Source organism: Chthonomonas sp., from assembly GCF_035294505.1.
Lineage (GTDB): Bacteria > Armatimonadota > Chthonomonadetes > Chthonomonadales > Chthonomonadaceae > Chthonomonas.
In genome coordinates, this window is record NZ_DATGKU010000051.1 from 1 (window position 1) to 24,346 (window position 24,346).

Consider the following 24,346-nt stretch of genomic DNA (forward strand, 5'->3'; position numbering starts at 1 on the left):
TGTAGGGCAGGTTGCCTACGCGTTACGCGACCGTTCGCCGCTAGAGACACCCCTTGCAGGGTGCCTCCCGCTCGACTTGCATTTCTTAGGCACGCCGCTAGCGTTCGTCCTGAGCCAGGATCAAACTCTCCGTTGAAAACCGGTATGCTCAACCGCCTAAAAGGCGGCTAGCAGACTTGTTTGGTAGTGTAGATCCCTGCTCGATTTATGTGGCACGCAAAACGTTGTGAACTCTACAGAGCCCACACAAAACGTCATCACGCGATTGTCAAAGAGCTTTCGCCTTCGCGCTTCCTCTGAAGCTCTTCGTCCGAAGGCAAAGCGTATTATACGCCATAGGCCTTTGTGTTGTCAAGAGCGGAGCCGAAAATTTTTCACAACTAGGAGCGCGCCTCCGGTGTAACCCGTGGACGGTTGTAACGACTCATCGCAACGTTCCATCCCTCTTTCAAAACGTCCTCCACCGCATCCGCCGCCCTCTCTATCGCCTCCTGAATCAGCGGCTCCTCCTCCTTCCTGAAACGTGACAACACATAGGAGACCACATCGCCGTTGGCGGGTCTGCCTATCCCCACTCTTACGCGCGGCACCGACTCGGTGCCGAGTTGCTGCAAAATGCTCTCAAGCCCCTTCTGCCCCCCCGAACTGCCCTGCGTCCGCAACCGAATCTGCCCTACTGGCAGATTCACATCGTCTAGAACCACAATCATCTCCTCAGGCGGAATCCGATAGAAACGGCTTACAGCCCCCACCGCCTCGCCCGAAAGGTTCATGTAGGTCATCGGCAAAAAAAGACATACAGGCTGCCCTGCTATGGTTCCCCTACCGTAAAGCGCGCGAAAGCCACGTTCACTTAACGGAATGCCGTGACGCCGGCTTAAAAGCGTCACCACCGCAAACCCCACATTATGACGGGTTCCGGCATACTCCTGTCCCGGATTTCCTAACCCAACGATGAGTTTCACCGAACTGCTCTCTCCTTCCATTTGCCATTCTACCGCAGAAACCCGCTCCTAGAAAAATAGGCTCGTGCTCCGAAGGTGCTTGCGGAGCACGAGCCAACCCTGCCCCGTTGCAGGGTCATTGACAGGAGGACCTAGCTTAGAAGAGAAGTCGCTGCCGTTTCCCAAAAAGGAATCCTCAGCGCATTCCCAGTTCATTCTAACCCCCGGCACATTAAGCTTCGTTTAAGAAACGAAGTCTCGGCAACATGCCTCTCCAACACACTTTCCGATTTGTTGCCCCATTTTGCTATTCTTATAGCAGAGAAGCAGTTTCCTAACGCGCCAAGGAGCTAAAGGATGATCCACTGCCCCAATTGCAAAAGGCTTGTCGAAGAGGATATCTACACGCATTGCCCAAACTGCCATCACCCGCTGCCGTCTCATCCCACCGTTCAACTCAATATGCCTCCGCCACATATCACCCCCAGAACCTCCTCGGTTCAGCGTCTCCACAGCCTGATACGCATAGGGTTCGTTCTTGTGCTTATTGGCATCTCCCTGTTCGGGGTTGAGGGCTATCTTCAGTGGCGAAACCAAGTCGAAACCGATCAAAAGGCGGCCGAGGACACGGTCAAACAGTTCATGTCCGCTCTGGCTCAACAGGATATGGGTACGGTTTACGATCTTTCCCTTCTGCCATCAAGCGATGAAATCGCCTACCCTGACTCCACCAGCTTTGCGGATAACTTCACTTACCGCCGAGAGGAGCTATTTCAATCGCAAGCCACCAAAGACCTTATGGAGGTATTCGCCCTTTATGTTAACCCGCTTCAAGACACATCGCAGCTCGATGCAGCCACGATCACAATCCCACAAATCTTCGATTCCATCTACCGTCGCTTCGATACGGTGCAAATCGGCCAAGCGCATCTCTTGGCCGACGGCGCGGAGGTCCCTATCTACACCGACAATTTCACGCGTGTTTACATCTTTCTTGCGCTGGATAAGCTCTTTGAAGGGCTGGAAGATCAGCTACAATCCGCCATCACCTCCAGCGAGAATAACATGCAAAACGGTTTTCCTGGCCTATATTCGACCCCGGAAATGCATAATTTTCTTGAACAGCTCGGTCATCAAATCTTCTTCTCAGATATTCAGGAACATCTTTTCGATAGCCCTTCGGATACCGCCAAAATGCGCAATTTACTGATGTGGACGCTCCTCCCAAACGACGAAGACCCAGAAAACCACATGGGCCCTTTCTTGCTGAAGCTCCGTAAAGTGAACGGAACATGGCGAATTGATTTTACCGAGTTTCCCAAAGCCGTTCCAGCACTTACCCTCGAAAAACCCCAACTGCAAAGTCCTTAAACAAAATAAGCACCTTCTGCCTGTTGCTGCAGCCCATCGAGAGGCAAGGCCAAAGAGCTTACTCTCGGTTTCCTTGTGATAGCCTTTGCTTTGAAAAACCTGCTACCTAGCCCCCTTTCTCCCGAATCGGGGGAAAGGAGGGGATAGGGGGCGAACAAGATTGGCTTGCTCCACGAATTGGCTCTAGAACCTCGAGATTGACAGCCCCACTCCCTACCCCCTCAGAACTGGTGGAAAGTGAAACTTAAGATTTCTCGCCTTCGGCTCGAAATGACAGTTGTGGATCTCGTCTGTGGCACGAAAGGATAGGCGTACCGCCGGCTCTTCAAGCCCCCCCCCCCCCCCCCCGCCCCTCCCCCTATCGGGAGAGGGGCACCTCGCGGTGAGCAACTCAGCGGCCAGCGCAGTTCCCGTGATCGTCTATCTCACTGGCCGCTGCATCGCCGTGCGCCAGCACCTCCCGAATCGGGGGAAAGGAGGGGATAGGGGGCGAGCAAAGTCGGCTTGCTCCACGAATTGCCTCTAGAACCGTGAAGCCGGCAGTCTCTACAATCCCATTCCCATTTCTCAGAACCGGTAGGGATTGAAATTCAAGATTTCTCGCCTTCGGCTCGAAATGACACTCGTATCACTGGTTGCACAAGCCCAACCCCCTACTTCCTTCAAGGCCGATGCCCCCAGCCCCTCCCTAATTTGGGAGAGGGGCACATCGCGGTAGGCAACTCAGAGGCCAGAAAGGTTGTCTTAACCGCCTCTTTCTCTAGCCGCTGCATTGCCGTGCGCTAGCACCTCCCGAATCGGGGGAAAGGACGGGATAGGGGGCGAGCAAAGCCGGCGGGTGAAACTAGGCACCGGCCTCGATCTTTTCGAGACCGTGAAGGTAGGGGCGCAGAACAGGAGGAATGGTCACACTTCCATCCTCGTTCTGATAGTTTTCCAGAATGGCTATCAGCACACGAGGGAGCGCCAGCCCGGAGCCGTTTAGGGTATGCACAAACTCCGGTTTGGCTCCTGGTGCGGGGCGGTAGCGGATATTGGCGCGACGCGCCTGAAAGTCGCGAAAATTGGAACACGAGGAGACTTCAAGCCACTCGCCCCCCTCCTCCCCCTTACTGGCCGGGGCGTAAACCTCGATATCGTACTGAATCGCGTTAAACTCGCCCTTCTCCCCCGTGCAAACCAAGACAACCCGATAGGGCAACTCTAACTTTTGGCAGACCTCCTCGGCCTCCTGCAGCATTCTCTCCAGCTCGGCATCGGAATCTTCGGGGGCGCAAAAGCGTACCATCTCCACTTTGTCGAACTGATGGCCGCGTTTAATGCCGCGCACATCCCGGCCCGCCGACATCTTCTCTCGGCGAAAACAGGGGGTGTAGGCCACATAGCGCAGGGGAAGTTGGGAGGCCTCCAATATCTCGTCCCGATGGAGGTTGGTAACAGGCACTTCGGCCGTAGGAACGAACCAGTAGTCCTCCTCGGCGTCATGATAGAGGTTGTCGGCAAATTTGGGAAGCTGACCAGTTCCGATGAGGCACTCCTGTTTCACCATAAAAGGCGGGTAGACCTCCAAATGCTTATGCTGATAAATATGGAGATCGAGCATAAAGGTGATGAGCGCTCTCTGGAGGGCAGCACCGGCCCCCCGCAGCACATAGAAGCGAGAGCCGCTAATTTTAATGCCACGGTCGATATCGAGAATGCCGAGTTGGGTGCCGATCTCCCAATGCGGTTTCGGAGGAAAGGGAAAGGATCGCGGGGTACCCCACGTTCGTACGATCACGTTATCCTCTTCGCCGGTTCCATCGGGTACCCGTTCATCGGGAATGTTGGGCAGAAGGAGCATTCGCTGATGCAGTTGGCGTTCTAGCTCTTCCCTTTGTGCGTCGAGAGCCGAAATGGTATCCCCGAGTTGGCGCAGTTCAGCACGCTTCTGCTCGCGCTCCTCCGGGCTAAGACGCCCCAAGGCTTTGGAGGCCGCATTAAGCTCATGGCGCTTTTGCTCAACCTCCGTTTTCAGAGCGCGCACCTGAGCGTCAATCGCCCGAATGGTCTCGATCTCCTCCCGAGGCACCCCCATGCGCCCTAGTCCGGCAATCACCTTTTCCGGTTGCTCACGGATAAGCCGAATATCTAGCATTCCTTCTGTTTTCTCCCTCCAAGCCGATGGTGAGTGAATACCACCTCACTCCGCACCGAAATTCTGCGCGGTATTGTGAGTAGGCACAAGATATTGTGGTTCGTTCGTGAGGTAAAAGCGAAGCCCGTTCCCCTCTGCCGTCATCACAAAGCGCGCACCCGTCAGCCCGATCACCTCCACCTTGCCGGTAAGCTGGGGAATCTGCACCGGATGGGGGAGCGCTTCCGTTGTCCACACAGCCAAGCGCGCCTCGTTGCCGCGAGTGAAGAGCAGACAATAGTCGTTGGGCGAACTTAGGTCGAGGCGTTTACGAAAGACAAATCCGTCGAGTGTGCGGGCCAGCGTTTGTGCCGCGAGATAGGTGGATTTGGGCTGGTAGTTATTGAAGACTGTGCCGAAATGGTGTTCGGCATTGTGCGGGTCGAGACCATCGTCGTGCCAGTCATACCAAATGGTGAGCAAAAGGCCATTAGCGATGTTAGAAAGAAACTCGCGAACGATGTAGCGACTCTGTTTTTCGAGATCAAGCCCTTGGTACAGCTCTGAATAGCCCCATTCACTTGCCAATATCGGCACCGATTTTCCCGGCGGCGCATACTGGCGGATGAGTTGGCGCACTCGTTCAAAATCGGGCGCAGCCGTTTCCGGCGCGGCGTCACGATAAGGGTGAAACGAGACGGCATCCCAATATTGCAGGAGACCGCGTTTGAAGCAGCCCTCGAGAAAACCAAAGTCCATGCCGGACATGCCGGGGCCAATATACCACTCGTCCGGCGCAACACGTCGGATGGTTTGGCCCACGGCCAACGCGAGATCGGCATACTGGTTTACATCGGGGTGGGGCTGCCAAAAGCCGATGTTGGGCTCGTTCCACATCTCCCAGAGAATGCCCTGATGCCGGAAGTGCGTAACAGCCGCAGCGACCCATTTGCAGAAAGCCGCCCGTGCTTCGGGTGTGGTAGGGGCGCCATGCTGATAGAGATCGTTTCCGTAGTCGAGGATGAAGAGAGCGCGAATATGGGCTCGCCGCAGCCCTGCCATAAGGCGGTCGTAATCGGAAAAGTTGTAGACCCCTCGCTCATGCTCCGTGTCCGACCAGCTGAAATCCATGCGAATCCATTTGAAACCGGCGGCAGCGAGAAGGTCAAGGCGATTCGGCGCGGGATCGGTGAAGTGAATGTTAACTCCTAAGGAGTCCGGAATGGAGGGGGTCGGCAGCGGATACTCCTGGCGATATTGCGCCCACACCGGCTTGAGAAGAGTGGTTAACGCGAATACGGTGAAAAAGAGGAGGCATCGTTGCTTGAAGAACATACGTTTCTCCTTTGGGAACCGAGCTGTTCGAGAGTATATCCAAAAAGTAGGTGCTATGCATTATACCTTGCTCCGGCCATTGGGCACTCACCGTTCTTATCCCGTAAGGCACAATGCACCCTCTTCTCGGTGAGGATATCCTAGTCGAAAGCATAGGGAGCAATTGAAACTAAAAAGGTGCCTAGATAACTAGATCGAAGTAGAGACAACAGTCTGGAGGCAAAGACAGAAAGAGAATGGATAAGCAGTTTGAAGTTGTTTCCTTAAACGGGGCGCAGACAGGCCGGGATGGATTTAGCCAAGCCCAACGAGAGGCGCCTGTTTCAGAGACAGAGGCTCTCGATGCCTACTCGCAGGCGGTGATTCATGCGGCGGAAACGGTGGGTCCCTCGGTTGTCTGCATCGAGGTTGAGACGCTAGAGCGTGGACGGCAAGGACGTGGCAGCGGCTCGGGATTTATTTTCACTCCAGACGGCTACATACTTACCAATAGTCACGTGGTGCATGGCGCCCGTCGGGTGGATGTGACGCTGACGGATGGCCGCCGCTTCTCTGCCGATCTCATCGGAGACGACCCGGCGACGGATTTGGCCGTTGTGCGCATAGACGCACCCGACCTGCAACCGGCGCGACTAGGCGAAAGCAGCAAACTGCGTGTCGGGCAGCTCGTGGTGGCCATAGGAAACCCCTACGGTTTTCAGTGGACGGTAACCGCCGGAGTGATCAGCGCTCTAGGGCGTTCCCTAAGGGGCATTGGGGGGCGGATGATTGACAATATCATTCAGACCGATGCCGCCTTGAACCCCGGTAACTCCGGAGGCCCTTTGGTGAACTCACGCGGAGAGGTCATCGGGGTGAACACGGCGACGATCTTGCCCGCTCAGGGCCTTTGCTTTGCCATTGCCATAGATACGGCGAAGTGGGTAGCCGCCAAGCTCATTCAGGAGGGGCGTGTTCGCCGCAGCTACATCGGGGTGGCAGGGCTTACGGTGGCGTTGCCGCGCGTGGTGGTACGACAGCTCGAGTTAGCCCACAACCACGGGGTTCTCGTGCAGGCCGTAGAGGCCGGCAGCCCGGCCGAGCGTGCCGGACTTCGCCCCGGCGACGTGATCGTCGGCTTTGACGAGAAGCCCATAGGGTGTGCAGACGATCTGCTCCGCCAGCTCACCGGAGAGCGCATCGGCAAAGAGGTCGCCTTACACATTCTCCGACGTCAGGGGCGTCTGCTCGAGCCTCTTACGCTTAAGGTAGTGCCGGTGGAGTTGCCCGAGCGCAGCTAGCATCCGAAACCGCCGGTGGGGTGAGCCGACGGCTCACCCCCTCCTCATCTAGCAGATATATACCCGACTTCTCAACCCCCTCTTGGCCTATTGAACCGCAGCAACGAAGCAAGCCCAAGCGTAAAAAGAGAGGTTTGCTTTTTTCATCTCAAAAGCAGGACAAAAGCCGGCAAGGTATAATGCATGAGAGGGAAACGAACAAGATGAGCCATGTGCGTTTAGCAGAGCGCCTTGTTGGGCGTGAACTTATGGATATCTATGAAAAGGTCATTGCCGGCGAGCGCTTGACCTATAAGGACGGCGTGCGCCTTTTTCACCATCCGGATTTGACGGCGGTCGGCTACTTGGCCAATATCGTTCGGGAGCGCCTACACGGCCAGAAGGCCTACTATGTCCGCAATCAGCATATCAATTACACCAACATTTGCAATAAATTTTGCAAATTCTGTTCATTTTATGCAAAAAAAGGCGGGCCGGAACCTTACGAGCTAAGTTTGGAAGAGGTGCGGCGGCGCCTCCTCATGCATATAGATGTGCCCATCACCGAGGTGCACATGGTGGGCGGCATCAATCCCCGATTACCCTACCAGTACTATCTCGACCTTCTCCGAGTCGTAAAGGAGGTGCGCCCCAACGTCCATATCAAAGCGTTTACGATGGTGGAGTTGGTGGAGATTCAACGGCAAGCCCAAAAGCCCCTGGAAGAGGTGCTGCGGGAATTGATGGCGGCGGGGCTTGATTCGCTGCCCGGTGGGGGAATTGAGATACTCTCCGAGCGTGTCCACCGTGAGCTTTTCGACCGAAAGATCGATGGCGAGGGCTGGATGGAGGTGGCGCGCACGGTGGCAAAGGTGGGGCTAACCCAATATGCCACGATGCTGTACGGACATATCGAGACGTTGGAGGAGCGCGTAGAGCATCTTGTGCGCCTGCGGGAACTTCAAGATGAAACGCGCCATTTCGTTACCATGACCCCCTTGGCCTTCCATCCCGAAGGCACCGAACTGGCCGATCTCCCTCACTCCACCGGAGAAGACGATCTGCGTACCATTGCGGTCGCCCGCCTCATGTTGGATAACTTCGCGCACATCAAATCCTTCTGGATCATGAACACGCCTCAGGTCACCCAGGTCGCCCTCTGGTACGGAGCCGACGATGTAGACGGCACCGTGCACGAGTACGAGATAACCTATAAAGATGGAGAGCACGGCAACAAGCGACAGGTTCTCACACGGCGCCAAATGATACGCCTCATCGAGGAGGCCGGCCGCATTCCTGTGGAGCGCGATAGTCTCTACCGCGAGGTCACAGCGCCGCCGGAAGAGCCTCAGCCCCAGCGTCATTTCGTTCCGTTGCCGGTTGTCGGCTAAAAAAGATGCGACCGCCCCCTCGCCTCCGTGCCGGCGATCAGATAGGCATCATCGCACCCTCCGGCCCGGTGCCCAGCGAAGAGTTGTTCCAGGCGAAGTCCCTTATCGAACGCCGTGGCTACAAGGTCGTACTGGGAGACCATGTGCTGGCCCAACATCCAACCAACAACTACCTGGCCGGAACGGATGAGGAGCGATTTTCCGACCTCCAGAACTTTCTGCAGCGCCTCGACATCAACGCCATATTTTGCGCGCGTGGCGGGTACGGCGTCCAAAGGCTTTACCCAAAACTAACTCCCCAGCTTTTCGACGCCCCTCCAAAAATCGTGACGGGCTACTCCGACATCACCGCCCTGCATCTTGCCATCTCTCACTATACCGATTGGATCACCTTTTATTCTCCTAACGCCACAAGCCTCGTTCGTTTGGACGGCGTTAAATCCGAGGTGGCACTCAACTGTTTTTGGAAGATGCTCGAAGAGCCTCAACCGTTCGGTATCCTACCGGCCTCACCGCAAACTATCGAGACGTTAGTAGGGGGAGCGGTGGAAGGGCCTCTTGCCGGAGGCTGTCTTAGCCTCTTGGCACACGCGTGCGGTTCGCGCTTCCAACCCGATTTTCGTGGAAAACTGGTGCTGATCGAGGATGTAAACGAGCCGGTCTATCGTGTAGATCGCTACCTCACCCAACTTCTCAATGCGGGCATTCTACAGGAAGCGGCGGGTTTCATCGTGGGCACGGTCACCGGATGGAGGAAGCACGAGCAGGAAGATTCGTTGAACCAGCTCTACTCTCTATGGGAAGACCTCCTGCTGCCCCTGGGCAAGCCCACCATCGTAGGCTTCCCCTTCGGACACGAGCCGAACCCCCTTACGCTGCCCTTAGGCGTGCGGGCACAGCTCGACGCCGACGCCAAGACGCTAACGATATTAGAGCCTGCCGTCGTTTGAACCACGCTCTCGCCTCCCCCTGTAGGGGGAGGGACACCTCGCGGTGGGCGTCCTAGCGGACGGCGCCTTTGCGGCCAGAAAGGTTGTCTTAAACGCCTCTTTCTCTGGCCGCTGCATTGCCGTGCGCTAGCACCTCCCGAATCGGGGGAAATGTCGGGATAGGGGGCGAACAAAGTCGACTTGCTCTGTGAATTGGCTCTAGAGCCGCGATAGTGACAGCCCCACCCCTTCCCCTCAGAACCGGTGGGAATGCAAACGCAAGATTTCTCGCCTTCGGCTCGAAATGACAGCTGTTTATCTCGCCTTCGGCTCGAAATGACAGGCGTGTCGCCGGCTCTTCAAGCCCCACCCAAACCCTCAAGGCCGATACAGGGGTCCCCAGAAAATCTTGCGATTTTCTGGGGCAGGGCGCCCTTCCCCTCCCCCTACAGGGGGAGGGAGGGCAAGCTTCCCCCCGCGTGCGGGGGGATGGAGGGGATTAAGCGGATGTTAAGAGGAGATTAACAAGCTTCCCCCCGCGTGCGGGGGGATGAGAGGGGGGCTTTGGCATCGGTACGCTCCAGCCCGACCCCCACTCCTCTATCAGGGAGAGGGGAGACCAGCAAGTTTACTCTCAGTTTCCTGTTGATAGTCTTTCCTTTGAAAAACGAGCAAGATAGCCCCCTTTCTCCCTAATAGGGGGAAAGGCCGGGATAGGGGGCGAACATGATAGGCTTGCTCTGTGAAGTGGCTCTAGAACCGAAGCAATGGGTGGTTTCTGCAGCCCCACCCCTTCTCCTCAGAACCGGTGGGAATGCAAACGCAAGATTTCTCGCCTTCGGCTCGAAATGACAGTTGTTTATCTCGCCTTCGGCTCGAAAGAGCAGGCGTATCGCCGGCTCTTCAAGCCCCACCCAAACCCTCCCCCTATCAGGGGGAGGGGCACCTCGCGGTGAGCAACTCAGCGGCCAGCGCAGTTCTCGTGATCGTCTATCTTACTGGCCGCTGCATTGCCGTGCGCTAGCACCTCCCGAATCGGGGGAAAGGATGGGATAGGGGGCGAACCAAGTAGGCTAGCTCTGTGAATTGGCTCTAGAGCCGCGATAGTGACAGCCCCACCCCTTCTCCTCAGAACCGGTGGGAATGCAAACGCAAGATTTCTCGCCTTCGGCTCGAAATGACAGTTGTTGATCTCGCCTCTGGCTCGAAATGACAGTAGCCTGCGGCTCTTCAAACCCCCACCCCCCCGCCCCCACTTTGGGAGAGGGGAGATGAGCAAAAGGGGCACGGTGACCGTGCCCCTACAGGCGGTTTCCTGTGATAATCTTCCCTGCGGAAACTCAACACAACCGCCCCCTTTCTTCAAAGTAAGACACAATAAACGCCTCAGCGGCCTGATCCACTCCCTTAATCCCCATCTCTCAGGCCGCTGCTGTGCCGTCTGCTAAGACCGCTGCGTTGCTGTCTGCAAGACCGAAAGGACGGGATAGGGGGCGAACAAAGTCGGCTAGCTCTGCAAACCGGCTCTAGAACCATGAAGTCAGTAGCCTCTCCCCCTACCCCATCCATAACACCCCAAACAGTCTGCCAACTGGGCGTAACTTACAGGAGTTTCGGAGTATCTAATGGAATATAATGAGAACATACAGGCGAATCCAAGCCAAAAGGTTTGTCGAGGAGAAGACAAGAGCGATGAGACGCTTATTCTATAAGGCCGGTGTTTGTATGGCGATTCTGGCGTTTTGGGTGGCTGGCCTCCGAACCGCAGCCGCCGCGCCAGACCCGCTGATCGCGCAGGCTCAAAAGGCCGTGCAAAAAGGCATCGCCTACCTGCATAGGGTACAGGAAAAAGATGGCTCCTGGAGCCACTATCCCGGCACCACCGCCCTGGCATTGGCCGCCCTCCTGCGCAACGGCCATAACGAGCTAAACGACCCCGCCGTCGCACGTGGAATACACTATCTTCTTCATCTGGTGAAACCCAACGGCGGAATCTACGACGACCGCGATCCCAATCTGGCCTTACCCAACTACAACACCAGCCTTAGCATGATGGCGCTCTATCTTACCCACAATCCCGCCTATAAACCCATCATCGCTAAAGCGCAGAAGTTTCTTGAGGACTCTCAGTTCGGCGCTACCGACGGGATGAAGCCCTCCAACCCCTTCTACGGTGGCATCGGCTACGGCTCCGACCCCGACGATCACCCCGACCTCTCCAACCTTGCCACCGCCCTCGAAGCCCTGAAAGATACCGGCGTGCCCGCCAATGCGCCGGTCTGGAAACGGGCCATCATCTTTCTGCAGCGCGTGCAAAACCGCAAAGAGTCCAACGACCAGGCCTGGGCGAAAACAGGCCCTAACGACGGCGGTTTCGTCTACGACCCGCTAGGTGGCTCCAAATCGCCTCAAGGCTACCGCACCTCCTACGGCTCCATGACCTACGAAGGTCTCAAGAGCTACATCTACTGCAATGTCTCCCGGCAAGACCCCCGCGCTCAAGCGGCCTGGAACTGGATTCGCGCCCACTACTCCGTCACCACCAACCCGGGCATGGGCACCGCAGCCCTCTACTACTACTATCACACCATGGCTAAAACCCTCGCCGTATACGGCCAAAAATATGTTGTTGATACCCACGGCAAACCGCACGATTGGCAAAAAGACCTTATCCGACAGCTTATCCGCCTTCAGCATCCGGATGGCTCCTGGTTCAACACCAATGCGCGCTTTTGGGAAAACCAGCCGGCCCTTGTCACCAGCTATACGTTGATCGCACTCGCCTATTGCCTTCATCCCAATTCTTGAAAGGAACCCAATTCGACTCGATGACAGTAACCTCATCTCAAACAACACAAGACGACCTAGAAAGACTGAAGCAGCTTCGTGAAGCCTTCGATACGATGCGCGCCGAAATCGCCCGCGTGGTGATAGGCCAAGATACCGTTATCGAAGAGCTGCTCATGGCCATCTTCGCTCGCGGCCACTGCATTCTCGTGGGAGTGCCCGGCCTCGCCAAAACGCTCCTCGTTAGCACCCTAAGCCGAGTGCTCTCCTTAACCTACAAACGCATCCAGTTCACCCCAGACCTCATGCCCGCCGACATCACCGGCACCGAGGTCATTCAAGAAGACCCCATCACACGAGAACGGAAGTTTGTTTTCCTGCGCGGCCCCATCTTTGCCAACATGATCCTTGCCGACGAGATCAACCGCACCCCGCCGAAAACTCAGGCGGCACTGCTCGAAGCCATGCAGGAACATCGCGTCACCGTGGGCGGGCATCCCTACCCCATGGCCGAACCCTTTTTCGTGCTCGCCACCCAAAACCCCATCGAGCAAGAGGGAACCTACCCGTTGCCCGAAGCGCAGCTCGACCGCTTTATGTTTATGATCGTGGTCACCTATCCCTCGCCGGAAGAGGAGGTGGCCATCATGAAAGCCACAACGGGCGGACAGCAGGTGGAATTGAAACCCGTTCTCAGCGGGGAAGACATCCTGAAGCTTCAAGACATCGTGCGGCGCATTCCGGTGGGAGAGCATGTGTTCCGCTATGCCGTGGCGCTGGCCCGTGCCACCCGCCCTACCGAGCCGGAGGCACTCGACATCGTACGCGAGTGTGTGAGTTGGGGCGCCGGCCCTCGCGCCTCGCAATATCTCATACTCGGCGCCAAAGCGCGTGCTGCCCTCTACGGCCGCCCCTACGTCACCACCGCCGATGTGGCCTCCGTGGCACTGCCCGTGCTGCGCCACCGCATCGTGACCAACTTCAATGCGGAGGCCGAAGGCATCTCCGCCGATACCATCGTCCAAAAACTGCTGGAGCGCACCCCCCGACCCACCGATCCGGATAAATAGCCGATGGTTACCCATCCGCGTACGCTTGCCGACCCTCAAACGCTGGCGCGCATCACACGCCTGGAACTGCGCGCCCGCGCCGTTGTGGAGGGAGTTATTTCCGGTATGCACAAAAGCCCCCACCGGGGCAGCAGTGTAGAGTTCGCCCAACATCGAGACTATGTTCCCGGCGATGAGATACGCCACATAGATTGGAAGGTCTACGCCCGTTCCGACCGATACCACATCAAGCAGTTTGAGGAAGAGACCAACCTCAAAGCCATTCTCGTTCTCGACACCAGCGAAAGCATGAACTATAAAGGCCTTCGCTCCGCCCTCTCCAAACGTGAATATGCCACGGTTTGCGCTGCCGCGCTGGCCGTGCTTCTTATGCGGCAACGCGATGCCGTTGGTCTCGCGCTCTGCGATGAGGGCGTACGTCAATTCATCCCCCCCGCCTCGACCTCCTCGCACATGCGCCTGCTGTTGGAGACCCTAGAACGCAAAGAGAGTGCTCCCAAAACCGGCATCGCCGAGACTTTCCACGATCTCGCAGAACGAGTGCGGCGTCGCAGCCTTCTCATCGTCTTCAGCGATCTCTTCACAAACCCCGCCGACATTCTGCGGGGCCTGCAACACTTTCATCACAGAAAACATGAGGCCATCCTTTTCCACATCCTCGACCGCGACGAGCTAACATTCCCCTTCCGCGAAACAAGCCGCTTCGAGGGCATGGAAGGCGAAGACCCTCTGCTGATCGAGCCAAATGCGCTGCGCCAGGAGTATCTCCGCACCTTTCAAGCCTACGTGGAGACCCTGCGACGCGGCTGTCGTGAGCTGGACATGGACTACGTGCAACTGGTTACCGACCAACCTGTGGACATCGCCCTTTCGCAATATCTCGCCGAACGGATGGGACAGACGCACTGATGTCTTTCTTGGCACCTGCTTTTCTCGGCGCCCTAACGCTGTTGGGCATTCCCATCCTCATCCATCTTATCCGACGGCGGCGCCTTCATGTTGTGCGATGGGCCGCCATGGAGTTTCTACGCCACTCGCAACGGAAGCTCCGACGCCGCCTTCGCATCGAGGAGTTGATTCTGTTGGCCCTGCGTCTCCTCATCGTTCTCTTGGCCGTGCTCGCCTTTGCCAGGCCGGTGCTTAAGGCTATCGGGCTATCTGTGCTCGGACAAAATGCCCATGTCTACGCCATCGTCGTCGTAGACAACTCCTTCAGCATGGCCCAGCGCGTGCCTAACCAGAACACCGCTTGGGAGAGAGCGGTGCAGCAGGCCAAAACCATCCTTACCCACGTGCTTCGCCCCGGCGACGCCGTTAGCCTTCTCCTTGCCAACGACCATCCCACGGCGCTTATCGGCTCTCCAACCTACGACCTACGCCTCGCCTACACCCGCCTCAACGCCGCCAAGCTCTCTACCCGCGGAACCGATTACCTTGAAACGGCCAAACAGGTGGTGGCCCTTCTCAAAAAATCTCCTCTGCCCAACCATGAGGTCTACTGGATCAGCGACGATCAGGCCAATGCCTGGAAAAGCAGTCAAACCGAATCGGCGCATCGTGTTTGGCAACAGCTTGGAAGCAAGGCACGCCTTCTATGGATATCGGTCGGGTCCCCGGCCTCCCAACGCGATAACCTCGCCGTGCATCTAGAGCCGTTGGAGCGCGAGCTGGTGACGCCCCATCTAGCGGCCCGCATTTCCGCCAAAATCAGCAACTACGGAACGCGCTCTTACAACAGCCTGCCTATTGTGCTTCGCCTCGATGGTCAGCCGGCAGGGATGACGAAGGTGAATCTGGCCCCCCACTCCTCCTCTCTGGTGACCTTCACCCCTTACCTCCCGCAAACCGGCATCCATGTGGGCAGTGTGGAGTTGGCCGATCCCGAGCACGCCGATAATCTTCCCCTCGATAACGTGGCCCCTTTCGTGCTGGAGTCGCGTGCGAACCTCCGGGTGCTTGTGCAAGAGATGCAGCCGCAGAGCGCCACCTATGCCCTTGCGGCGCTGGCGCCCGTTGGCGGAGGCAATATCTTTCAACCCGCCCGCATTGAGGGCGAAAGCCTCGAGGCCGAAAATCTCAGCAACTACCAGGCCATCGTCATCACCGGTCTAACGCACCTCTCCACCGATGAGGCTCATGCCCTTGCCGACTACGTGCGTACCGGCGGAGGCCTTCTTCTCTTCCCCGGCGAAGCAACCCAAACCGAGGAGGTAAACGCGGCGCTTAAAGACGCGGGTCTGCTGCCGGCCGCTTTGGGCAAAATCGTTCGCTTTCCCTACGAAAACGCCCAAACCCTCAACCCAGGCTCCATTGGCAACTATGCGCCGCTCAGCCTTTTCAAGGACACCTCCAACATCAACCTCGGTCTTGCCCGTTTCACCGCCTATCGCCAGCTAACCCCTCTCGACGATTCAAGCAACCCCGGCAGCATTCAGGTGGTGCTTCGGTTTGGCGATGGCTCGCCCGCCCTCGTGCAGCGCCAAGTGGGCCGTGGCCAGGTGATGCTGGCCGCAAGCAGCGCCGATACCTCCTGGAACGACCTACCCCTCACCGCCAGCTACGTGCCCCTGCTTTATCAGCTTCTGCTTGCCCTCAGTGCCGGTGCGGAGGTGCGGCATAACCTCGCATTGGATATGCCTTTTCAGCTTCCTCTTCCGCTCTCGGCGGCAAACGCCCAAATCCGCATCACCCGCCCCGACGGCATTGTGGACACACGCACCCCCGTTCTAGGCCCCGAAGGCGCCGAACTGCAGTACTCCAACACCCAGACGGCAGGGGTCTACCGGGTTTCCGGCGGCCCCATCCATGAGGCCTTTGCCGTCGCCCTCCCCGAACAGGAATCGGACTTAACCTACGCCGCCCCCAACACGGCCCTATCCCAAATAGGCTATCCCCTCGCGCGCGCAGCCTTTGTAACGACCCCCGCGCAACTGAACACGGCCGTCAACCGTTCACGCTACGGGGTCGAGATTTGGCGTCTGCTGGTTGAGGCCGTCATCGTGCTGCTCTTTTTAGAAAGCCTCCTCGCCTGGAAATTCGGCCGTAGAGGGTAAATATAGGGGCAGGCTTTGTGCCTGCCCACTTTGACCACGTATCGTGCTAAAATGGTTCAAAAATGGCACTATTGCCCTGGTTTATTTACAAACCCTATCCCACACGTCTATCGGCCTCCGCTCACGTGGCGTTGTGGGACAACATAGGGGCGAAAAATTTTTCGCCCTACCCTCAAACCAGCGCACAACAGGATTGACGGGAAGCAACGAATGACACGAGAGAAGAGAGACTCAGAGCGCCGGATCGAATCCTACGAGCATCGGGACAAACAGCGGGTAAATAACCCGCCCGTGGGCCTCGTGACGCCCGAGACCGACCCGGATGCCGGCCAGCAAAAAAAGCGCTACGCCTACGACCCGCACCTCGACCCGCAACTGGTCTGGGCGGGCAAGGCCGAGCATACCTCGTTTGAGGTGCCCACGGTGTCGCTGCACGTCCACGAGCGCATTGACCCCAAGAGCATCATCGAGGCGGTGCGCAAGCGCAACGGCCAGCCGGTGCAGTTAGGGCTTTTCGAAGAGGAGCGCGAAGAACCCCTGCGCGAGGCCATCGAGTTCTACCGGCACAAGCACGGCTGGAGCAACCGCCTGATCGCCGGCGACTCGCTGCTGGTCATGAACTCGCTGCTGGAAAAGGAGGGCATGGCGGGCAAGGTGCAGATGATCTATATAGACCCGCCGTATGGCATCAAGTACGGCTCCAACTTCCAGCCCTTCGTCAACAAGCGCGATGTGAAGGACGGCAGGGACGAAGACCTCACCGCCGAGCCGGAGCAGATCAAGGCTTTCCGCGACACCTGGGAGCTGGGCATTCACTCCTATCTCACCTACCTGCGCGACCGGCTGCTGCTGGCGCGAGAGCTGCTCACCGAGAGCGGCAGCATCTTTGTGCAGATCAGCGACGAGAACGTGCACCACGTGCGGGAGTTGATGGATGAGGTGTTTGGAAGTGAGAACTTTTGCGCCTTGATCGTCTTTCAAAAGACCGGCGCGTTTAGCCCTAGATTGCTAGCCTCTACCGTTGACCATTTATTGTGGTATGGGAAGGAAAAGCCCCTCGTGAAATACCGAGCCCTCTTTCGAGAGCGGAACCCCAAAGCCATGCCTCAATCTGAAGAGAATGACACCACAGAAACCAATGGAGATAATTATCAATCCGTATCTCTTGAGTCTGCGGGATGGAGCGAAATTGGCTCTCAGCCTTTTGCCTTTGAAGGTCGCACTTACTCGCCGCGAACAACGGCACATTGGAAGACCACACACGAGGGGCTGAAAAGATTAGCAGCTGCCGATAGGATTCTCACCCACCGAAATTCTATTCGCTACAAGATGATGCATTCTGACTTCCCTGTTATCCCTCTGACGAATGTTTGGACAGACGTGATGGGTGCTCCTGACATGATATTCGTTGTGCAGACAAATACCAAAGTTATCCAACGCTGCCTCCTGATGACCACCGACCCGGGAGACTTGGTCTTCGACCCGACGTGCGGCAGCGGCACCACGGCCTATGTGGCCGAGCAGTGGGGCCGGCGCTGGATCACCTGCGACACCTCGCGCGTCGCCATCACCCTCGCCAAGCAGCGGCTCATGACCGCCGTCTTCGACTACTACGAGCTGGCGCATCCCAATGAGGGCGTGGGCAGCGGCTTCAAATACAAAACCGTGCCCCACGTCACGCTCAAGTCCATCGCCAACAACCCGGAGATTGACGACATCTACGCCCGCATGCATCCGGCCATCGAAAAGGCGCTGGCGGAGCTAAACGCTGCCCTCAAAGGCAGGCCCATCAAGTTCAAGGTCACACAAGGCGGCCGGGCCGGACATTTCGTGGACTTCGCCGCGCCGGATTCCGCCACCTTCCCCATGCCCTCCGGTCAGGTGGTGAAGGTCAACGAGCTGGTGGAATGGGAGGTGCCGTTTGAGTTTCCAACCGATTGGCCCGAGGCAGCCCGCCACTCGTTCGAAGCCTTCCACGCCGCCCGTCGCGCCATGCAAAACGAAATGGATGCCGCCATCGCCCGCCACGCCCCGCAGGAGACTCTCTACGACCAGCCCCTTGTAGACCGCAGGAAGGTGCGCGTGACCGGGCCGTTCACCGTGGAGGCGGTGCCGGCGCCGGTGGTGAAATCGCCGGATGAGATTTTGGAGGACAAGCCCCAACCCGCGGATCTATCTATCGCTCGTTCCGGCGAGACGCTGCGCCAGGCCGAATGGCGCGACGAACTTCTGCGCACCGGCATTCGCGGCAAGAATGGGCAGTATATTCGTTTCGCACGCTTAGAACCCCTGCCCGGCTGCCGCTATCTGCACGCCGACGGCGAGACCCGGCCCAGCGACGAAGGCGCCGACTCCGTGCGCGAACAGGCGCCCGCCTACAGCCCCATGCGCGTGGTCGTCTCCTTCGGTCCCGAACACGCGCCGCTGGAGCCACGGCAGGTGGCCCAGGCCATCGAGGAGGCGCAGACCCTGGTGCCCAAACCGAAGCTCATCGTCTTCGCCGCCTTTCAGTTCGACCCCAACGCGGCCAAAGACATTGACGAGATCAACTGGCCGGGCGTGACCCTCCTTAAAGCGCAGATGAACGCCGACCTGCTCACCGACGACCTCAAGAAGAAGCGTGCCGGCAACGAATCGTTCTGGCTCATCGGCCAGCCGGATGTGGAAGTTTTGAGTTTTGAGTTTTTAGTTTTGAGTGGGCAGCCAAAGAGGATTGCTGAGTATGGAACGTTCCAGAAGCTATCGAGACTTGATAGTCTGGCAGAAATCCATGGCCTTAGTTGGCAAGATTTATTCTTGTACGCGCTCCTTTCCCAAGGAAGAGATATATGGGCTTACCTCGCAAATCAGGAGGGCTGGGATTTCCAGACCGGCCAATATCACCGCAGGCCAGGCCAGGCACAGCAAGGGGGAATTCCACCAGTTTCTTGGAACAGCACAAGGCTCCTTGGCGGAATTGGAGACTTTGGTAGTGATCTCATAGAATTTGGGATATCCGACCTCAACGGATGTCGAAGAGTTATTGAACAACTGCGAAGAGACCGGCAAATTGTTGGCGGGCTTGAAGCGCTCGCTCAGCGCCTGAGTTTCCCGATTCAATCATCAACTAAAAACTGGAAACTGGAAACTGAAAACTTGTACTGCGTGTCGGTGCATGGCTTCGACTACTACAACACGAAAACCGGCCAGATCGAATCGGGTGGGGCAGACAAGATCGCCATTTGGATGCTGGATACCGACTATGACGGGCGCTGTCTCTACCCGCGTCAGGTATTCTTCCCGATGGCTGGCGAGAACGAAGGCTGGGCCAAGCTGGCGCGCAACCTCAAGGCCGAGATTGACGAAGAACGCATCGAAGCCTATCGCGGCACCGTGTCACTGCCTTTTGAATTAGGCGAGCACAAGCGCGTCGCCGTAAAAATCGTGGACGACCGCGGCATCGAAAGTCTCAAAGTGATCCCATTATCATAGGACGGTCAAAGTGACGCCAAAAATACCGCACAAATTAAAAAAGGAGCCGCTCATCGAAGCTGTTTGGGAGGTTCGCTTTGTAAGTGAAAAGCCGTCAGTGGCTGAAGTGCTTCCGGGCATGGTATACAAGGCCTTGTCGGCAAAGTATCCAACGATTACGCGCCTTCCTGCCGCCGACGTTCCAAAACCGGTTCAGCCGCAAATTCCCCATTTCGCATATCTCCCCAAAGTACGTCTCGAAGGCGAAAACCAGGCGGTGAATATAGGTGAATGCGTCGTGGCCCTGAATTGCCGTCGTCCCTACTCTGGATGGCAACAGTTTTCAGCGGACATCCAAACTCTCGCAAAAGTTCTCCAAGAGACCCTACTTATAGATCACCTAGAGCGATTTTCCTTAAAATATATCAATCTTATTGACCTCTATCAGCCACCAAGCCTTCAATGCTTGAACCTTAAGCTGGAAATGGCAGGCTATAGTGTAGACTCAGGCCCCATGCAACTCTACACGGAGATTACAACGGAGAAATGTACCCATATTCTGCAGGTTGCCTTGCCGGCAGAAGCTTCCGTTCCAGGAACGCCGACGCCCATTCGAGGAGTGCTTGTAGACATAGACTCCATTACTCAATCGCAGGCGGGCATTTCTTGGCAAGCCATGATTAGCGCCCTCGACGAGGTGCATGCGGAAACGAAAAAAATTTTTTTCGAACTTCTTACCGATACAACGCTCAAAGACCTAGAACCGATCTACGAGGAGTAGTTAGGGATGCTCAACATACCAACCGACCCGCTCGCGCCAATGCGGTTTCTTACCTCAAACACATACCGCTTGCCTTTCTTAATGGACCAACCGGCAAGGGAGACAGGAAGTCCAGCCAGCAGTAAAAACAGTTCTGAGATACAGGGATGGGTGGTGGTGCTTCTGCCTTTTCGCCAAGAAGACAGAAGTTGCAGATGGACAACAATCGAGCTTCCGCAGAACACGGAAACTTTTGTGCCGAAAACGCCGCTCGGCCGCAAATTGCTGGCCATTCGTGAACAGGCCATTCAAGCGGGCATGACCTTGTGGAGTGTGGATGAGGTGTTGGAAGAGGTAAGACGACGTCGCGGGGAGGGAGAAAGCGTCGGCCTTAAGGGATCTAGACCCCATGGAGGGCAAGATGAGAACGATACGAACCTACGTTGATGCCAATGTTCTCATCACCGCATTTCGTGGAGATCGGGGGAACGCTTCACGTCGCGCTTTGGAGATTTTAGATGATCCCGACAGGCAACTGGTTGTTAGCGACTTCCTTCGGTTGGAAGTTCTGCCGAAACCAACGTTCCATGGTAACGCAGCAGAATGTGAGTTTATGCAGACAGTGCTCGACAACGCAGCAGAAAACGTTCCATGCGATAACACGGTGGTAGAGAAAGCCGTAGAATTTGCCTCTAGGTATGACCTACAACCAATGGATGCGCTACATGTAGCCATCGCATTCATTGCAGCAGTGGATGAGTTTGTCACTTTCGAAAAGCCAACAAAGCCTCTGTTCAAAGTGCCTCAGATCAAACTCCTTTCGCTCCATCCAGAGCCTTAGCCGATGGAGGCAGTTCGAGGGGGTTTCGAAATGATCATCGCGCATACTCGGAAAAAGGAGATTTTTGGGTAATGCCCCAATCGTCCATCACTCACCTGGTTATCAACTCACCCTACGAGGAGCCAACAAAGCATTGGCACTACCACCGCGACCGACAGATGTTTGAGTTGGTAGAGGGCCGACGCCCGGCGGGATACGTGGTGGCCTCGACCGATTCCAAAGCCTTCGACGATCCAGGCATCAGCATCGAGATTCCCTTGGTCAACCAGATTCGGCCCCGCGTCAAGGCCTGGCGCGAGGCGGGCTATCCGGGCGTGACCAGCATTACCAAGCGTTTGCTGGAGCACTGGCGCGATCCTGACCGCGATAAGCGCCTCTTCTTCTGCCAGTTGGAAGCGGCGGAAACGCTCATCTGGCTTACCGAAGCGCCCGCTGCCGACCGCGCAGGGATCGATATCCCCAAAGACGGCGGCGAGTTCGAGCGGCAGTGTTGCAAGATGGCCACCGGCACGGGCAAGACCATTGTGATGACAATGGTCATCGCTTGGCAGATTCTGAATAAGGTGGCTAATCCGCAGGATGCCCGCTTTTCCAAGAACGTGCTGGTCATCGCGCCGGGGCTTACGGTGAAGCAGCGGCTGGCGGTGCTTGAACTCTCAGCCGCCGGGAACTATTATGAAGCCTTCGACATTGTGCCCTCGGCCTTGCTGGACAAGCTCCGCCAAGGCAAAGTTTTGGTTCACAACTGGCACGTGCTGGCCTGGGAAGGCGAGGAGCAATTGAAAAAGCGCAAAAGCGTGGACAAGCGTGGCCCCAAAAGCGATGAAGCTTACACCCGCGAGGTGTTGGGCGAGATGGCCAAGGCCCACAACATCCTGGTCATCAACGACGAGGCCCATCACGCGTGGCGCGTAAACTGGGAGGCCGAAGGCAAGTACCTGCGCCAACGCGATCTCAGGGACAGTGCCGAGGAAGCAACGGTGTGGATTGGCGGACTAGACCGCATTCACCACACGAGGGGCATTCTGAAGTGCTACGATTTCTCGGCCACGCCCTTCAGGCCATCGGGAAAGCAAAGCAGCGAAGAGGCGCTCTTCGGCTGGATCGTCAGCGACTTTGGCTTGAGCGATGCCATCGAGTCAGGACTGGTGAAGACACCCCGCGTGGTGGTACGCGACGATGCGACTCCCAATGCCCAGACCTATAAGTCGCAGCTTTACCACATCTACTCTAAAGTGAAGAACGATCTCAACCGCCGTGCCAACCCCGAGGAACCGCTGCCTGACCTGGTGGTGAACGCCTACACCCTGCTCGGCTACGACTGGCAGGAAACCTGGAAAGCCTGGTGTCGAGCCGGACAGCCCATCCCGCCGGTGATGATCACCGTCTGCAACCGCACCGAAACGGCCGCACGGGTCAGGCACGCCTTCGCTTCACGGCGCATCCCCATCGAAGAGTTGTGCGAACCCGAGGTCATCCTGCATATCGACTCGAAGGTGCTAGAGGAGGCGGAGGCCCAGGAGGAACCGGTTGAATCGGCGGAAGTGTCGGACGAGACAGAGGATGCGGAAGAGGAAGGCACGCCGGTCGAGCGCAAACTGACCAAGGCCGAACAGGCGGAAAGGCTCCGACAGATGGTAGACACGGTGGGCAAGGTGGGGCAGCCCGGCGAGCAAATCCGGAACGTCATCTCCGTTGGCATGCTCTCCGAGGGCTGGGATGCCAAAACGGTTACGCACATCATGGGGCTTCGTGCCTTCACGTCGCAGCTTCTTTGCGAACAGGTGGTAGGGCGCGGCCTGCGGCGCATGTCGTACGACGTCAATCCGGAAACGGGACTGCTCGAACCCGAGTACGTAAACATCTTCGGGGTGCCCTTTACGTTTTTGCCACACGAAGGCGGGGAAGGGGCACCACCGCCGCCCCCCACTCCAAAAACAACCGTGGAACCGGACCCGGCCAAGGCTCAGTTCGAGATTTGCTGGCCGAATGTGGTGCGCATCGAGCACGTGTTTCAACCAAGGTTGACGCTGGATTGGTCAACAGTGCCGCCGTTGGAACTGGACGCGGCACAGACGACCCAGGTAGCCGAACTGGCGCCGGTTCTCGAAGGCAAGCCAGACGTCACCAAGGTCAACCGCATCGAGTTGGAGCGGCTCGCGCGGGAGCTTCGTACCCAGCGCATCATCTTCGAAACCGCGCGGGATGTGTTCGACCAGATGAAGCACACCTGGCAGGGCAGCCGAGAGGTGTTGCTTGCCCAGTTGGTGCGGATTGTGGAACAGTTCATTCGCTCCGACCGCATTTCGATCTCGCCGCCTCTCTTCTATCAGGACGAACTGCGCCGTCGGCTGATCATCACCCTGAACATGTCGCGGGTGGTGCAGCATGTGTGGGAGGCGGTGCGGCAGGAGAACACCAAGCGGCTTATTCCGGTCTTCGACCGCGATCACCCCATTCGCTCCACGGCCGACATGCGCACCTGGTACACCGGCAAGCCGTGCGAACGCACGAAAAAGTCGCATATCAACGTCTGCGTTTACGACAGCGCCTGGGAGGCGTCGGATGCCTACGTGCTCGACCATAGCGATGAGGTGGCCGCCTGGGTCAAGAACGACCACCTGGGCTTCGAGGTGCTCTACGTCTATGGCGGTGTGGTGCGGAAGTACCGGCCCGATTTTCTCGTGCGATTGGCTAATGGCGACATGTTGGTGCTGGAGACGAAGGGTCAAAACACCGAACAGGATAGAGCGAAGCTAAGTGCCCTTCGGGATTGGGTTGATGCGGTTAACAGCTATGGCGGCTTCGGAAAATGGCGTTGGGAGGTTACCCACCACCCTGGCCGGATTCGAGACGTGCTTCTTCAGTGTAGGGAAGCGATGACGAGAGGCTAACAACCCTGTTTCGTGACCCTTTGCACACAGGATCGGGCGGGCCTTTTCGGTGCTGAACAATTATCCAAAAGCGGTGAAGCCTGGCCTTTCCGCTTTTCGTCTTTCCATTGGTATTAAACTATTGTAGTATCCGTTCGATCACTCTA

General features: G+C 57.2%; 17 protein-coding genes and 1 rRNA gene. 14 read left to right on the forward strand and 4 right to left on the reverse strand.

Annotated features, from left to right (window positions below):
• Together VKV18_RS02305 and pth are read right to left on the reverse strand one after the other, a co-directional pair.
• A 16S ribosomal RNA gene (locus tag VKV18_RS02305) occupies positions 1 to 136 on the reverse strand; the annotation flags it as partial.
• A 244-nt stretch (positions 137 to 380) separates the two neighbouring features.
• The gene (pth, locus tag VKV18_RS02310; RefSeq protein WP_324202615.1) at positions 381 to 965 is read right to left on the reverse strand and encodes an aminoacyl-tRNA hydrolase; all 585 of its coding nucleotides are present in this window, start codon (positions 963 to 965) and stop codon (positions 381 to 383) included.
• Positions 966 to 1,301: 336 nt separating this feature from the next.
• On the opposite strand from pth, the gene VKV18_RS02315 reads away from it, so the two are divergent.
• The gene (locus tag VKV18_RS02315) at positions 1,302 to 2,315 is read left to right on the forward strand and encodes a hypothetical protein (RefSeq protein WP_324202616.1); all 1,014 of its coding nucleotides are present in this window, start codon (positions 1,302 to 1,304) and stop codon (positions 2,313 to 2,315) included.
• An 844-nt stretch (positions 2,316 to 3,159) separates the two neighbouring features.
• Here the strand turns inward: VKV18_RS02315 and serS are convergent.
• A complete protein-coding gene (serS, locus tag VKV18_RS02320; RefSeq protein ID WP_324202617.1) occupies positions 3,160 to 4,452 on the reverse strand; it encodes a serine--tRNA ligase in 1,293 nt (430 codons plus the stop codon).
• Positions 4,453 to 4,497: 45 nt separating this feature from the next.
• The gene (locus VKV18_RS02325; protein WP_324202618.1) at positions 4,498 to 5,766 is read right to left on the reverse strand and encodes a cellulase family glycosylhydrolase; all 1,269 of its coding nucleotides are present in this window, start codon (positions 5,764 to 5,766) and stop codon (positions 4,498 to 4,500) included.
• Positions 5,767 to 6,002: 236 nt separating this feature from the next.
• On the opposite strand from VKV18_RS02325, the gene VKV18_RS02330 reads away from it, so the two are divergent.
• From VKV18_RS02330 to VKV18_RS02390, 13 genes are all read left to right on the forward strand, one after another.
• On the forward strand, positions 6,003 to 7,046 hold the full coding sequence (locus VKV18_RS02330) for a S1C family serine protease (RefSeq protein WP_324202619.1): 1,044 nt from the start codon (positions 6,003 to 6,005) through the stop codon (positions 7,044 to 7,046).
• Between the two features lie 203 nt (positions 7,047 to 7,249).
• Positions 7,250 to 8,416 (forward strand): aminofutalosine synthase MqnE, encoded by a 1,167-nt coding sequence (gene mqnE, locus VKV18_RS02335; protein WP_324202620.1) that lies wholly within the window; start codon positions 7,250 to 7,252, stop codon positions 8,414 to 8,416.
• A gap of 5 nt (positions 8,417 to 8,421) precedes the next feature.
• Positions 8,422 to 9,366 (forward strand): LD-carboxypeptidase, encoded by a 945-nt coding sequence (locus VKV18_RS02340; RefSeq protein WP_324202621.1) that lies wholly within the window; start codon positions 8,422 to 8,424, stop codon positions 9,364 to 9,366.
• A gap of 793 nt (positions 9,367 to 10,159) precedes the next feature.
• Positions 10,160 to 10,369, forward strand: coding sequence for a hypothetical protein (locus VKV18_RS02345; protein ID WP_324202622.1), 210 nt, complete (start codon positions 10,160 to 10,162; stop codon positions 10,367 to 10,369).
• Positions 10,370 to 11,037: 668 nt separating this feature from the next.
• Positions 11,038 to 12,153, forward strand: coding sequence for a prenyltransferase/squalene oxidase repeat-containing protein (locus VKV18_RS02350; protein ID WP_324202623.1), 1,116 nt, complete (start codon positions 11,038 to 11,040; stop codon positions 12,151 to 12,153).
• Positions 12,154 to 12,173: 20 nt separating this feature from the next.
• A complete protein-coding gene (locus VKV18_RS02355) occupies positions 12,174 to 13,202 on the forward strand; it encodes a MoxR family ATPase (protein ID WP_324202624.1) in 1,029 nt (342 codons plus the stop codon).
• Between the two features lie 3 nt (positions 13,203 to 13,205).
• Entirely contained in the window at positions 13,206 to 14,111 is a 906-nt protein-coding gene (locus tag VKV18_RS02360) for a DUF58 domain-containing protein (protein ID WP_324202625.1), read from the forward strand.
• Positions 14,111 to 16,255: a BatA domain-containing protein gene (locus VKV18_RS02365; protein ID WP_324202626.1), complete on the forward strand. Its 2,145-nt coding sequence runs from the start codon at positions 14,111 to 14,113 to the stop codon at positions 16,253 to 16,255. The genes VKV18_RS02360 and VKV18_RS02365 overlap by 1 nt, the downstream gene beginning before the upstream one ends.
• A gap of 210 nt (positions 16,256 to 16,465) precedes the next feature.
• Complete coding sequence (locus VKV18_RS15980; protein ID WP_324202627.1) at positions 16,466 to 19,726, forward strand: site-specific DNA-methyltransferase; 3,261 nt, start codon at positions 16,466 to 16,468, stop codon at positions 19,724 to 19,726.
• Between the two features lie 10 nt (positions 19,727 to 19,736).
• Entirely contained in the window at positions 19,737 to 20,486 is a 750-nt protein-coding gene (locus VKV18_RS02375; RefSeq protein WP_324202628.1) for a TIGR04255 family protein, read from the forward strand.
• A gap of 6 nt (positions 20,487 to 20,492) precedes the next feature.
• The gene (locus tag VKV18_RS02380; protein WP_324202629.1) at positions 20,493 to 20,912 is read left to right on the forward strand and encodes a hypothetical protein; all 420 of its coding nucleotides are present in this window, start codon (positions 20,493 to 20,495) and stop codon (positions 20,910 to 20,912) included.
• A complete protein-coding gene (locus VKV18_RS02385; protein ID WP_324202630.1) occupies positions 20,887 to 21,306 on the forward strand; it encodes a type II toxin-antitoxin system VapC family toxin in 420 nt (139 codons plus the stop codon). The genes VKV18_RS02380 and VKV18_RS02385 overlap by 26 nt, the downstream gene beginning before the upstream one ends.
• A 71-nt stretch (positions 21,307 to 21,377) precedes the next feature.
• Positions 21,378 to 24,200, forward strand: coding sequence for a BPTD_3080 family restriction endonuclease (locus VKV18_RS02390; protein WP_324202631.1), 2,823 nt, complete (start codon positions 21,378 to 21,380; stop codon positions 24,198 to 24,200).
• Positions 24,201 to 24,346 lie beyond the last annotated feature (146 nt).